Origin of the sequence: Streptosporangium sp. CA-135522 (genome assembly GCF_050949235.1) — a bacterium.
GTDB lineage: Bacteria > Actinomycetota > Actinomycetes > Streptosporangiales > Streptosporangiaceae > Streptosporangium.
The window spans coordinates 384,057-396,920 of sequence record NZ_CP192026.1 but is presented as its reverse complement, the minus strand read 5'-3'; the positions used below and the strand labels follow the sequence as shown (position 1 = coordinate 396,920).

Genomic DNA, 12,864 nt, shown 5'->3' with positions numbered 1-12,864 from the left:
CCCGTCCGGGCACGAGGAACCGCGCCCCGCCCGCCGTCTGAGCACGTGGAACCGCGCCCGGCCTGAGCCCGCCCGCGCCTACGCGTCGGCGCGGAGGGCGACGGCCGCGGCGCTGGCCTCCCAGAGGACCCGGGCCAGGCGGGGGTCGGTCATGCCCCGAGGGGCGTCCGCGAGGGCGCTCTTGGCGAAGTAGCGGCCCGGATGGGCGGCGCCGTCCGGATGGGTGGCGAGGTGGATCATGGTGCTCGCCCCCTGCTCGGCGGTCTGGCCCATGCCGGGGATGTTCTTCACCATCCACATCATGAACGTCCTCGGGGCGAACTCCGTCTTGATCACACCCGGGTGGAAGCAGGTGGCGCTCACCCCCGTCCCTTCGAGCCGCCGGGCCAGCTCCACGGTGAACAGCGCGTTGGCCTGCTTGGAGTCGCCGTACTGCAGCCAGCCGCTCCACCGGCGCCGCTCCCGGTTCAGGTCGGCCGGATCCAGGCGCCCGGTCTTGCCGGCACGGGACGAAGTGGTGATCACCCGGCCGGTGAGCCGCTCCAGCAACATGTTCGTCAGAAGAAACGGAGCGAGATGATTCACCTGAATCATCGTCTCGTGACCGTCGCGGGTGAGCGTCCGTTCGGTGGTCATGACGCCCGCGTTGTTGATCAGAACGTCGATCCGCGGGTAGCGGGAGAGCAGCTGCGCGCCCAGCCTGCGGACATCGTCGAGCGAGGTGTAGTCGCAGGTGAACGTCTCCGGGGCCATCCCGGAGACGGCCTTGACCCGATCGGCCGCCCGAGCGGTCCTGGCGGGGTCACGACCGACCAGCACGACCTGCCGCCCGCGCCCGGCTAGCCCCACCGCCGCGGCCTCGCCGATTCCGGCACTGGCCCCGGTAATCACACTAATCATCAGATCCTCCACTGCGCGAAAACCTTATCGGTGCTAGTCTCCTGTGCGATCTTCCGGAGGCGTATTAATCCCAAAGCAGCGCGAGCCTCCACACACTCAGAAGTTGGGACGAGTGGGCATGGGCTCTGGAAACCGGTCGATTCGGTTCAAGATCTTCTTGCTGCTGCTCTTACCCCTGCTGTCACTGAGCGCGCTGTGGGGTTTCGTCCTGAATCTGACCGTCGGCGACGGAGCCGCCCTGCTACGGGCGAACAACCTCTACCAGAGCGTCGGCATCACCTCCACCGACTTGGGACTCCAGCTCCAGGCCGAGCGGGCGCAGTCCTCGGTGGCGATCACCTCCCGGGTCCTCACCAGCGGGATCGGCGAGCAGCGCGGCCGCACCGACCGGGCGGTCGAGAAGTTCCGCGCCGCCGCCCTCAGCGACGGCGACTCCCAGGGCCCGGAGCTGCGCGCCTCGCTGGAGACGCTGCTCCATCAGCTCGACCGGCTGCCGGCCATCCGCGCCGGCATCGACAGCGGCCGCAGCGCCCGGCTGGAGGTGCTGTCGAACTACAACCAGATCCTGGACTCGGCCTTCCTGCTGTACGACCAGATGAGCGCGGTCCCCGACCTGTCGATCTTCCGGCAGGCCACGGCCATGCAGTCGATGGGCAACGCCCGCGAGATGCTCGCCAGGGAGAACGCGCTGATCAGCGGGGCGCTGATCGACGGCCGGATGTCCCTGGAGGAGCGCGACGCCTTCGCCGAGTACGCCTCCACCCGGCGCTTCCTGCACACGCGCGGCCTGTCGGCCCTCGACGACGAGCTGGGCAAGCCGTACCGGGACACCTTCGACTCCGCGGCCTTCGAGAAGTTCACCGCGCTGGAGAGAACCATCGCGGGAGCGGACGGCGGCCGGTTGCCCCTTCAGGCGGGCACCTGGAAGTCGACCACCAACGGAATCGTGACCTGGCTCGACCAGATCAACCTGGCCGCCTCCCACGAGCTGGCCAACCGGGCCCAGTCGGTGGCCACCGGCATCATGGTCCGGATCGCGGTCGCCGGCGGGATCGGCCTGATCGCGGTGATCACGTCGATCATCATCTCGGTCCGCTTCGGCCGCCGCCTGGCCGGCGAGCTGGCCGGGCTCCGCTCGGCGGCGCTGGACCTGGCGGACGTCCGGCTCCCCGGCGTCGTGGAACGGCTGCGGCGCGGCGAGGAGGTGGACGTGCAGACCGAGGCGCCGCCGATCAGCGCGGGCGGCTCGGTCGAGGTCCACGACGTGGCCCAGGCCTTCAGTTCGGTGCAGCACACCGCCGTGGAGGCCGCCGTCGGCCAGGCCAACCTGCGCCGCGGGGTCAGCCAGGTCTTCGTGAATCTGGCCCGGCGCAACCAGGGACTGCTCCACCGGCAGCTCACCCTGCTGGACAGCATGCAGCGCCGGGCGAACGACCCCGACGGCCTTGAGGACCTGTTCCGGCTCGACCACCTGACCACCCGCATGCGGCGGCACGCGGAGAGCCTGATCATCCTGTCCGGCGCCGCGCCCGGCCGAGCCTGGCGCAGGCCGGTGGCCGTGGTCGACATCGTCAGGGCCGCCATCGCCGAGGTCGAGGACTACAAGCGGGTCAACGTGCCGCCGATGCCCGACGCCTCGCTCGACGGGGCCGCGGTCGCCGACATCACCCACCTGATAGCCGAACTCATCGAGAACGCCACGATCTACTCGCCGCCGCAGACCACGGTGACCGTGCGCGGCGACGTGGTGGCCAACGGGTTCGCCGTCGAGGTGGAGGACCGGGGCCTGGGCCTGAGCTCCATGGAGTACGCGGCGATCAACGAGCGGCTGGCCAGCCCGCCGGAGTTCGATCTCGCCGACAGCGACCGGCTCGGCCTGTTCGTGGTGGGCCAGCTCGCCGCCAGGCACGGCGTCCAGGTCCTGCTGCGCGGCTCGCCCTTCGGCGGCACCACGGCCATCGTGCTCATCCCCCGCACGGTGCTCGCCGAGACCCCCTCCCCGCTCGCCCTGACCGCCGAGCGGATCGACGAGCGGCCGACGGACCTCTTCAAGCCCGCCGGGCCCGCCGCCCTGACCCCTGCGCGCCCGGAGCAGCAGCCGCCCCGGGCCGACTCCGGGCTGCCCCGCCGGACGAGGACGGCCCCTCCGGCCACGAGCTCCCCCGCGCCGCCTCTCGCCGCCCCGACCCTGGCCGTGGTGGCCGACCTTCCGGGCCGCGAGAGCGCCCATGGCAGCGTCCACGAGACCGCCCGTGAGACCGCCCGCGACAGCGCCCGTGAGGGCGGGCACGAGCCGGCCGGTGGATCCGCCCGCGGAACGGCCGGCGAGCCCGCTAGCGAGACCACCGGGCCGGGGAACCTGCCCCGGCGGGTACGGCAGGCCAACCTGGCCCCACAGCTCCGGCAAGAGCCCCCGGCGCCTGTCGAGCCGGAACGGGCACCGGAGCCCCCCGAGCGCTCCGAACGCTCCCCGGACGAGGTCCGCGCCCTGTTCTCCGCCTTCCAGGCGGGTGCGCGGCGTGGGCGCGAGGAGCAGGGAAACGACTTCGCACACCAGACGACAGGCGACAAGGGGGACAAATGACCGGAAAAGTAACTAACACCGGCGAGCTGAACTGGCTCCTCGACGACCTGACCACCAGGGTGGGCGCGGTACGCCAAGCGGTGATCCTGTCCACCGACGGGCTCGCCGTCGGCTTCTCCAAAGGCCTCAGCCGAGAGGACGCCGAGCACCTGTCCGCGGTCGCGGCCGGGTTCCAGAGCCTGGCGCGCGGAGCCGGCCGCCATTTCGGCGGCGGTGAGGTACGTCAGACGATCGTGGAGATGGAATCGGCGTTCCTGTTCGTCACGGCCGCCGGGCAGGGCACCTGCCTGGCCGTGCTGAGCAGCTCCGACGCCGACGTCGGCCACATCGCCTACGAAATGGCGATGCTGGTCAAGCGGGTCGGCCAGCACATCTCCACCCTTCCGCGCCAAGGCCTGTCGTGAGCGAGCAGGGCATGGACGCGGTGCACGGATCGTTCGGTCCCCCAGCCGAAGGCGCGGGGATCGGATGACGCAGTGGATGGACGAGGAGGCCGGACCGGTCGTCCGGCCCTACGCGCTCATCGGAGGCCGTACCCGGTCCTCCGGTGACGCGCTGGACCTGGTCGCGATGGTCACCGCGACCGGCGCCGTCGCGACCGGCGGGTTCACCCCGGGACCGGAACAGGAACGCATCCTCTCCCTGGTCACCACCGCGACGTCGGTCGCCGACGTCGCCTCGGAGCTCGACCTGCCGCTCGGCGTGGTCCGCGTGCTCCTCGGTGACCTGCAGGACCACCAGCTCATCTCGATCGGGCGCGCTTCGGCGAGCGAGCGCATTCTCAAGGAAGTGATCAATGGACTTCGGGCCCTCTGACGAACCCGTCGCGCTCAAGATTCTCATCGCGGGCGGCTTCGGGGTGGGCAAGACCACGCTCGTCGGCGCGATCAGCGAGATCCGTCCGCTGCGCACCGAGGAGGTGCTCTCCGATCGCGGCATCGGCATCGACGACGTCGAGGGCGTGGAGGGCAAGACCACCACCACGGTCGCGATGGACTTCGGCCGCATCACGATCCGGGAGGGCCTGGTCGTGTACCTGTTCGGCACCCCCGGTCAGGAGCGGTTCTGGTTCATGTGGGACGAGCTGTCCTACGGCGCGCTGGGCGCGGTCGTGCTGGCCGACACCCGGCGGCTGACCGACTGCTTCCCCTCGATCGACTACTTCGAGCAGCGCGGGACGCCGTTCATCGTGGCGGTCAACTGCTTCGACGGCGCGGACCGCTACGAGGCCGATGACGTGCGGATCGCTCTCGACCTGGACCCGGACGTGCCGGTGCTGCTGTGCGACGTACGGCGCCGCGCCTCGGCCAAGACCGTGCTGGTGACGCTCGTGGAGCACTCCCTCAAGGTGCTGACGGCGAGCCAGCGCTGACCGGACCCGGTAGTCCGCGATTCCCGTCGCGAACCACCGGCCTGTCACGGCCTCCGGGGGTCACAATGCCCGGAGGCCGCTGATCACTTCCTGCAGCAGGCTCTCCGCGGGCGGCGTGGCCGCCGGCAGCGGCGACCGCACCAGGATCAGGCCCTGATCCAGCAGATCCCCCAGCAGAACCTTGATCACCCCGATCGGCAGCCCGACGTCCGAGGCGATCTCCACGATCGGCCGCGTCCGCCTCATCAGGCCGAGCAGCCGCCGGTGCTCCGAGCCCAGGTGCGATCTGGCGGAGACCGCCGACCCCGTGGCCACCACCATCGACAGCAGATCGAACGCGGCGGAGGACGTGCTGGTCCGCCCGCCGGTCAGCGCGTAGGGACGGACGACCGGCCCCGCCTCCTCATCGACCCACTCGATGTCGTCGCTCATTGGCCGGCCACCCGGGGGCCGGTGGCGAGATGCTGGCCGACCCGGGTGACCAGGCGGGCCATCTCGTAGGCGATCAGGCCCACGTCGGCGGCACCCGTGGTCATGACCGACAGGCAGCTTCCCTGGCCGGCCGAGGTGACGAAGAGGAACGCGGAGTCCATCTCCACCATCGTCTGGCGTACGGCCCCGCCGCCGAACTGCAGGCTGGTCCCCTTGGCCAGGCTCTGGAAGCCGGAGGCCACCGCGGACAGATGGTCGGCGTCCTCCTTGCTCAGCCCCCGGGACGAGGCCACCATCAGCCCGTCGTTGGACAGGATCAGCGCGTGTGAGACGTCCGCCACGCTCGTGACGAAGTCATCCAGAAGCCAATACAGCTCACCCGGCACGTGATTAAGCCCCTTCCCCTGTGGTGGTCACGCTCGTTCTGGGCCCTCGTCGGTTCAACGGATCCGCCTTCGCGGCCGTGCCTCCGGCTTTCGAACCCCGTTCACTGCTCCATACCGCCGTCCTCACCGTTGTCCTCCCCCTCCGACCGTCCGCGGCGCCACCCCGCCTGCAGCGAGCTCAGCAGCGCCCGCGCCTCCTCGGGCGATCGCTCCTCCGGCTCGGCGACCGAGACGGGCTCCTGTCGCAGCTGCGGCGAGATGTTCGCCTGGCGCACCCGGCGGGGCAGCCCGCCGTTGCCGCGCCGCTGCGGCGCCTTCCACAGCCCGGCCGGGACCGGCACCACGGGCTCGACGGCCTTGACCAGCTCCACGGGCTTGACGACGCGCACGGGCTCGGCGGACTCGGCCGGCTCCAGCAGCGCCGGCCCCTGCGGCTCCATCGGCTCCGGGTCGCCCAACAGCGACTCCGGCAGCAGGATGACCACGCCGGTCCCGCCGTACGGCGAGGTCCGCAGCGTCACCCCGACCCCGTAGCGCGCGGCCAGCAGCCCGACCACCGCGAAACCGAGCCGCTCGGTCTCGGCGGGGTCGAACTCCGGCGGGCTGGCCAGCCGCTCGTTGATCGCGGCACGCTTGTCCGCGGTCATGCCGAGTCCCCTGTCCTCGATCTCGATCGTGAACCCCCGGCCCACGAGCTCGCCCCGCACCGAAACCTCGCCTCCGGGCGGGGAGAAGATCGTGGCGTTCTCGATGACCTCGGCGAACAGATGCATCATGTCCGCCACCGCACCGCCGACCAGGGTGGTGCCGGGCATCGGGTAGATCCGCACCCGGGCGTAGTCCTCGACCTGGGCGGCGGCGCCGCGCAGCACGTCCTCCATCAGCACCGACGAGCGCCACTTGCGGCCCGCGGCCCCGCCGGAGAGGATCACCAGGCCCTCGGCGTGGCGGCGCATGCGGGTGGTGAGGTGGTCGAGCCGGAACAGGCTCTCCAGCGCCTCGGGGTCCTCGGCCTGCTTCTGCATCCCGTCGAGCAGCTTGAGCTGGCGCTGCAGCAGGGACTGGCTGCGCCGGGCGAGGTTGCGGAAGGACTGGGCGGCGCCCTCGCGCAGCCTGGCCTGCTCCACGGCGGAGTCCACCGCGCGGTGCTGGACGCTGTCGAAGGCGGCGGCGACGTCGTGGACCTCGGCCGTGCTGCCCAGCGATTCCAGCGGGGGCGCCTCGACCGCCACGTCCACCGGCTCGCCCCTGCGCAGCTTCTCCATGACCCGCGGCAGCCGTATCTCGGCCAGGTCGGTGGCGGCGTTGCGCACCGCGGCCAGCTCCCGGGTGAGCCCGCGCCCCACCCGGTAGGAGACCAGCAGCGACGCCAGGACCGCGGCGAGCCCCAGCACACCGGCGATCCCGGCCCTGGCGAAGGTCGCCAGGGCCGACGGGGTCGCCTGGTCGACGAGCGAGAGACCGGCGGTCGTCAGGGATCTCTGGTAGGAGGTCTCCAGATCGTCGCTGACGGCTCGCCAGTCGGTGGCCGGCACCCTGGCGCCGTCCAGCAGGCGGCCCTCCAGACCGGTGAACCTGGCCGTCAGCGGCGAGGCCGCCAGCTCGGCGAACGGCGCGCGCAGCACCGGGTCCAGCTCCGCCAGCCCCTGCTCCAGGAGGAAGGCCCGCTTGGTGGACATCTGGCCGAACAGCCGCAGCTCACCGGCCGACAGGGGGCGCCCGGCCGCCAGCGCGCCGGCGGCGAGCGCCCGCTCCCGGCTGAGGAAGTCCTTGGAGTAGCCGATCATGATGATGCCGCGTGACTGCCGGCTGAGCACCTGGTCGTCGCTGACGCTCGTGCTGGCGAACATCCGCTGCATCGCGTCGGGCACCAGGCCGAACTCACGGGCGAGCACGACCGGCCCGATCCGGCCGTCGTCGATCTTGGCCCGGACCGTGTCGAGCGCGCTCGCGCGCGCCGTCAGCTCGTCGACGGCGGCCCTCACCTCTGCCGTCATGATCGAGCGGGCCGAGTCGGAGCCCGCCCCCTCGCGCAGGCGGGCGCGGGCCTGGTCGGTCACGGCGCGCTGGCCGGTCAGGGTGGCGCGGTCGGCGGCCACGCGGGTGGCCAGATACTCCGCCGACAGGAGATGCTCGCGCTCGACGGAGGTGACCAGGTCGGTGGCGGGCTTGCCGACCGCGTCGTAGAGCGCGTCGGCGTTGAGCAGGCTCATCGAGTCACCGACGGTGACCGTGGCCGCGAAGCCCCACAGGGCGACCAGCGAGGTCAGCGGGATGGCCACCAGTACCGAGATCTTGAACCGGATGGACCTGCTCGATGCCATGTCACCTCTACGGTTCGGTCTCGGAGCGCCGGTGGCGGAGACCTCCGGACGATCTCTAGATCGCCGACGAGGATAGCACTGACTAGTCCCGTTATTCGTATCCTATTTGTGACATGTCATGAAAGAGTCAAGAGAAGTGACAAGTCAGCCGAGAGCGGCACGTGAGGCGCGGGACCCCTCGCGCACCCAGGTCAGCTGCGCCAGCCGTACGGCCAGCACGCCGACCAACGCGACCTCGGTGCCCAGCAGAACCCGCTCGACGAGGCCGATCAGCACCCGGTCGCCGGGAAGCGCCACGTAGGTGATCGCCAGCAGTCCGAACCCGCCCGCCAGCGCCAGCCACTCGACCGGCCTGGCCACCGGTCGCCACCGCTCGTCCTGGCCGAGCCGGGCCACCATCAGCGCGCCCGCCAGGGGCATGACGACGAACGCGGCGATCGACACGTAGCGGTGCACCTCGGCGTTCAGGTCCAGCGCCAGCCCCGGGGCGGTGGTCGGCACGATCGCGATGACGACCAGCGCCGCGCTCCAGGCGAGCATCAGCCGCCGCGCCGCCGCCCCTACCGGCGCCCTGGCCGCCCGCAGCCCCGCGACCAGCGCGAAGGACGCGACCCCCAGGGACGCCATCGCGAACTCGGTGGCTCCCCCGCGGTCCAATACGGCGTACTCGCTGATCGTCAGGTTGAGCGGGTCCAGGTACGGATCCGCGTCGATCTGACCGATGACCGTGGCCACGACGGCCATCACGATCCCGGCGCAGGAGACCAGGGGATAGAGCCTCTTCAACGCGAGCATGCGTCAAGACTGTCCCGCAGTGCCCCGTCCACGTATCCGGCGACGCCCCTGACACGACCCTGACCCATCCCTGAGAGGGCGCCACGGCGGGGGCGGGAGCCGGGGTCGGCCGCGGGCTTCGGCGTAGCGGACCCCGACGGCCGTCAGCCGCGGGCTTCGGCGTAGCGGGTCCTGACGGCCGGCGTGGCCTCCGCCTCGAAGCGTCCGGTCCCGCCCGCCTTCCAGGCCGGGGGCTCGTCGTCGCCGCTGAGCAGCCACGCGGCCTGCCGCGCCGCGCCGTCCGCGACGTACTCGCCCGGCTCGGGGACGAGCACCGGTCGCCCGAAGACCGCCGGGGCGATCCGCCGTACGGCCTCCGACCGGGCGCCGCCCCCGATGAGCAGCACCCGGGCCGGGTCCAGTCCCAGGGCGTCGAAGGCGTCGGCCATGTGGCAGAGCAGGCCCTCCACGGCGGCCCTGGCCAGGTGGGCCGGGGTGGAGGTGGCCAGGGTCAGGCCGTGCAGCGATCCGGTGGCGTCGGGCAGGTTCGGGGTCCGCTCCCCCTCCAGGTACGGCACGCAGACCAGGCCGCCCGCCCCCGCGGGGGCCTCCAGGGCGAGCCGTCCGAGCCGGTCGAGATCGACCCCGAGCAGCCGGGCGGCGGCGTCGAGCACCCGGGCCGCGTTGAGCGTGCACACCAGCGGCAGGAACCGCCCGGTGGCGTCGGCGAAGCCGGCCACCGCACCGCTGGGATCGGCGCTCGGGCCGGCGGCGACCGCGAAGGCGGTCCCCGATGTCCCGATCGACACCACCACGTCCCCGGGCTCGGCCCCGACCCCGAGGGCCGCGGCCATGTTGTCCCCGGTCCCGGGCGCCAGCCGTACCGGCCCCTGAGCGCCGCTCAGGACGCGCAGTTCGCCCGCCGGGTCGCGGGGGCCCAGCACACGCGGCAACTCGGGAACGGCGCCGAAGGCCGTCCGGAGGAGATCGGTCCGGTAGGAGCCGGTCGCGGGCGACCAGTATCCGGTCCCGGACGCGTCGCCCCGGTCGGTGACGAACTCCCCGCCCAGCCGCCAGGTGAGCCAGTCGTGCGGCAGGCACACCCGCGCCGTACGGCGGGCGTTGCCGGGCTCGTGCTCGGCCAGCCAGCGCAGCTTGGTCACCGTGAACGAGGCGACCGGCACGCTGCCGACCGCCTCGGCCCACTCCGCCGGCCCGCCCAGCTCCGCGACGAGGTCCCGGGCGGCCCCGGCCGAGCGGGTGTCGTTCCACAGCAGCGCGTCGCGCACGACGGCGCCGGACTCGTCCAGGCAGACCATGCCGTGCTGCTGGGCGCCGACGCTCATCGCCGCGACGCCGTCCAAGCCGCCCGCCCGCGCGACCGCCTCCTGGAGCGCCGTCCACCAGGCCTCCGGATCGACCTCGGTCCCGTCCGGATGGGCCGCGCGCCCCTGCCGCACCAGGGCGCCCGTCTCGGCGTCCCTGATCACCACCTTGCAGCTCTGGGTCGAGGAGTCGACCCCGGCCACGAGGGTCATCCGCGGACCCCCAGCAGGTGCTCCAGGGCGAGCTGGTTCAGGCGGGAGAAGTGGAAGCCGCGCGCGGCGGCCCGGTCGAGGTCGAAGTCGTCGCGGTGCAGGTCCTCCAGCGTCTCGCCCGGGGCCAGCGTGGGCTCCGACAGCTCGGCCACCCGGCTCGCGGCGAGCGCCTCGGCGACCTCGGGGTCGGCGCGGTAGGCCTTCGCCTTCTCCCTGAGGATCAGGTAGGTGCGCATGTTGGCCGCGGCCGAGACCCAGACGTCCTCGGCGTCCTCGGTGCGCAGCGGCTTGTAGTCGAAGTGCCGGGGACCGTCGTACCCGGCGTTCTCCAGCAGGTCCACCAGGAAGAAGGCGTTCTTCACGTCACCGTGACCGAAGACCAGGTCCTGGTCGAACCGGGGGCCGTGCTGGCCGTTGAGATCGATGTGGAAGAGCTTGCCGTGCCAGAGCGCCTGCGCGATGCCGTGCGCGAAGTTGAGCCCGGCCATCTCCTCATGGCCGACCTCGGGGTTGAGCCCGACCCGTTCGGAGTGCTCCAGCTCGTTGATGAACGCCAGCGCGTGGCCGACGGTCGGCAGGAGGATGTCGCCGCGCGGCTCGTTCGGCTTGGGCTCGATGGCGAACCTGATGTCGTAGCCCCGGTCGATCACATAGGAGGTCAGCAGGTCCATGCTCTCCTTGTAACGGCTGAGCGCGGCCCTGATGTCCTTGGCGGCCCCGGACTCGGCGCCCTCGCGGCCACCCCAGCAGACGTAGGTGGTCGCGCCGAGCTCGGCGGCCAGGTCGACGTTGCGCATCACCTTGCGCAGGGCGTGGCGCCGCACGTCGCGGTCGTTGCTGGTGAACCCGCCGTCCTTGAAGACCGGGTGGGTGAACAGGTTCGTGGTGGCCATCGGGACCTTCAGCCCGGTCTCGGCCAGGGCCTTCTTGAAACGCTCGATCGCCTTGTCCCGGTCCGGCTCGACGGCCAGCAGGTCGTCGTCGTGGAAGGTGACGCCGTACGCACCGAGCTCGGCGAGCCGGTGGACGCTCTCCACCGGATCGAGCGGGGCCCGGCTCGCGTCTCCGAACTGGTCACGGGCCTGCCAGCCGACGGTCCACAGGCCGAAGGTGAAGCGGTCTTCGGGCTTTGGGGTGTAGTCGCTCATGTGTGGTCCTCCGATTTAATCCACTTTATGGACTTAATATGGGACGAGGTGGTGGGATCGTCAAGAGGTGGGTGTTTCATGACGCAGGCCGTACGCCATGACTCGATGCGTGCCCGCAACCTCGGCGTGGTCCTGGCCGAGGTGCGCCGGAGCGGCCCGATCACACGCGCGGCGCTGGCCGAGATCACCGGCCTGACCAAGACCACGGTGTCCAAGATGGTCGGCGACCTGCTCGAGGCGGGCATGGTCACCGAGTCGGGCGCGCTGCGGGACGGCGAGCGGGGACGGCCGGGCACGGCGGTCGGCCTTAGCGGGCACCGGGTGGCGGCGCTCGGCCTGGAGATCAACGTCGACTACCTGTCGGTCTGCGTCGTCGATCTCACCCTCTCGGTACGGCTGCGCTGTGCACAGGCTGTGGACAACCAGGCCGCATCTCCTGTGGAAACACTGTCTCACCTGCAAGAACTTGCCCACAGAGCTGTGGATGAAGCCCGTGCACAAGGTCTCACCATCGCCGGGGCCGCCCTCGCCGTCCCCGGCCCCGTGGACGACGGGCTGCTCCACACCGCCCCGAACCTCGGCTGGCACGACGTCCGCGTGGGCGACCTGCTGGACTTCCCCGTGACCGTGGAGAACGAGGCCAATCTCGCGGCGCTGGGCGAGCTGTGGTTCGGCTCCGGCACGGACGACTTCCTCCACGTGTCAGGAGAGATCGGCATCGGCGCCGGCCTGGTGGTCGGCGGCGCCCTGTTCCGCGGTGCCCGCGGCCTCGCCGGGGAGCTCGGACACGTGATCGTCTCTCCCGACGGTCCTCCCTGCCGTTGCGGGGGCCGGGGCTGCCTGGAGCAGTACGCCGGGCAGGAGGCCCTGCTGCGCGCAGCCGGCCTGGGCGGGGTGCCCGAGCTCGTGGAGCGCCTGCGGGCGGGCGAGGCGAGCGCGCTGGAGGCCTGCGAGCGCGCCGGGCACGCGCTCGGCGTCGCGCTCACCTCCGCGATCCATCTGATGGACCCCGCGACGGTCGTACTGGGCGGCATCTTCGCCCCGCTGTTCCCATGGATCCACGGCCCGGCCCACGAGACGATGAACGCCCGGCTGGCCCGGATGCGCCGCGCCGTCCCCGAGCTCACGGTCTCCCGGCTCGGCGGCGACGCCGCCACCCTGGGCGCCGCCGGGCAGGTCATCCACCGGATCGTCGCCGACCCCTGGACCCACGTGGCCACCTCCCGGACGGCCGCCGGCCCGCGCTGACCCGGGCAGGCGCTTCCCGGACGGCCGCCGCCCACGCCGACCCGGACGGCCACCTCCCGGACGGCCGCCGCCCACGCCGACCCGGGCGGCCACCTCCCGGACGGCCGCCCGCGCCGACCCGGGGCGTCGGCCCCGCCGGAGCGGGGCCGACGGCCGCG

At 72.1% G+C, this 12,864-nt stretch carries 12 protein-coding genes; 5 read left to right on the top strand and 7 right to left on the bottom strand.

What is annotated here, in order from left to right; genetic code table 11:
• Positions 1 to 78: 78 nt before the first annotated feature.
• On the bottom strand, positions 79 to 900 hold the full coding sequence (locus ACQPYK_RS01955) for an SDR family NAD(P)-dependent oxidoreductase (protein ID WP_433249202.1): 822 nt from the start codon (positions 898 to 900) through the stop codon (positions 79 to 81).
• Between the two features lie 118 nt (positions 901 to 1,018).
• Between ACQPYK_RS01955 and ACQPYK_RS01950 the strand changes: the two genes are divergently transcribed.
• The 4 genes from ACQPYK_RS01950 (at position 1,019) to ACQPYK_RS01935 (ending at position 4,856) form a co-directional block, all read left to right on the top strand.
• Positions 1,019 to 3,484, top strand: coding sequence for a sensor histidine kinase (locus ACQPYK_RS01950; RefSeq protein WP_433249199.1), 2,466 nt, complete (start codon positions 1,019 to 1,021; stop codon positions 3,482 to 3,484).
• Positions 3,481 to 3,888, top strand: coding sequence for a roadblock/LC7 domain-containing protein (locus tag ACQPYK_RS01945; protein ID WP_012887139.1), 408 nt, complete (start codon positions 3,481 to 3,483; stop codon positions 3,886 to 3,888). Before ACQPYK_RS01950 ends, ACQPYK_RS01945 begins: the two co-directional genes overlap by 4 nt.
• 64 nt (positions 3,889 to 3,952) lie before the next feature.
• Entirely contained in the window at positions 3,953 to 4,300 is a 348-nt protein-coding gene (locus tag ACQPYK_RS01940; protein WP_433249195.1) for a DUF742 domain-containing protein, read from the top strand.
• Positions 4,281 to 4,856: a GTP-binding protein gene (locus ACQPYK_RS01935; protein ID WP_433249192.1), complete on the top strand. Its 576-nt coding sequence runs from the start codon at positions 4,281 to 4,283 to the stop codon at positions 4,854 to 4,856. Before ACQPYK_RS01940 ends, ACQPYK_RS01935 begins: the two co-directional genes overlap by 20 nt.
• A 60-nt stretch (positions 4,857 to 4,916) precedes the next feature.
• On the opposite strand, the gene ACQPYK_RS01930 is transcribed toward ACQPYK_RS01935, so the two are convergent.
• The 6 genes from ACQPYK_RS01930 to xylA form a co-directional block, all read right to left on the bottom strand.
• Complete coding sequence (locus ACQPYK_RS01930; RefSeq protein WP_433249189.1) at positions 4,917 to 5,288, bottom strand: DUF742 domain-containing protein; 372 nt, start codon at positions 5,286 to 5,288, stop codon at positions 4,917 to 4,919.
• Positions 5,285 to 5,674: a roadblock/LC7 domain-containing protein gene (locus tag ACQPYK_RS01925; protein ID WP_012887135.1), complete on the bottom strand. Its 390-nt coding sequence runs from the start codon at positions 5,672 to 5,674 to the stop codon at positions 5,285 to 5,287. Before ACQPYK_RS01925 ends, ACQPYK_RS01930 begins: the two co-directional genes overlap by 4 nt.
• A 101-nt stretch (positions 5,675 to 5,775) precedes the next feature.
• On the bottom strand, positions 5,776 to 7,998 hold the full coding sequence (locus tag ACQPYK_RS01920) for a sensor histidine kinase (RefSeq protein WP_433249185.1): 2,223 nt from the start codon (positions 7,996 to 7,998) through the stop codon (positions 5,776 to 5,778).
• A 144-nt stretch (positions 7,999 to 8,142) separates the two neighbouring features.
• Positions 8,143 to 8,793, bottom strand: a complete 651-nt coding sequence (locus ACQPYK_RS01915) for a DUF998 domain-containing protein (protein WP_433249182.1) — start codon at positions 8,791 to 8,793, stop codon at positions 8,143 to 8,145.
• Between the two features lie 143 nt (positions 8,794 to 8,936).
• Complete coding sequence (gene xylB, locus ACQPYK_RS01910) at positions 8,937 to 10,310, bottom strand: xylulokinase (protein ID WP_433249179.1); 1,374 nt, start codon at positions 10,308 to 10,310, stop codon at positions 8,937 to 8,939.
• On the bottom strand, positions 10,307 to 11,458 hold the full coding sequence (xylA, locus tag ACQPYK_RS01905) for a xylose isomerase (protein WP_433249176.1): 1,152 nt from the start codon (positions 11,456 to 11,458) through the stop codon (positions 10,307 to 10,309). Before xylA ends, xylB begins: the two co-directional genes overlap by 4 nt.
• Before the next feature lie 78 nt (positions 11,459 to 11,536).
• On the opposite strand from xylA, the gene ACQPYK_RS01900 reads away from it, so the two are divergent.
• The gene (locus ACQPYK_RS01900; protein WP_433249173.1) at positions 11,537 to 12,706 is read left to right on the top strand and encodes an ROK family protein; all 1,170 of its coding nucleotides are present in this window, start codon (positions 11,537 to 11,539) and stop codon (positions 12,704 to 12,706) included.
• Positions 12,707 to 12,864: the final 158 nt, after the last annotated feature.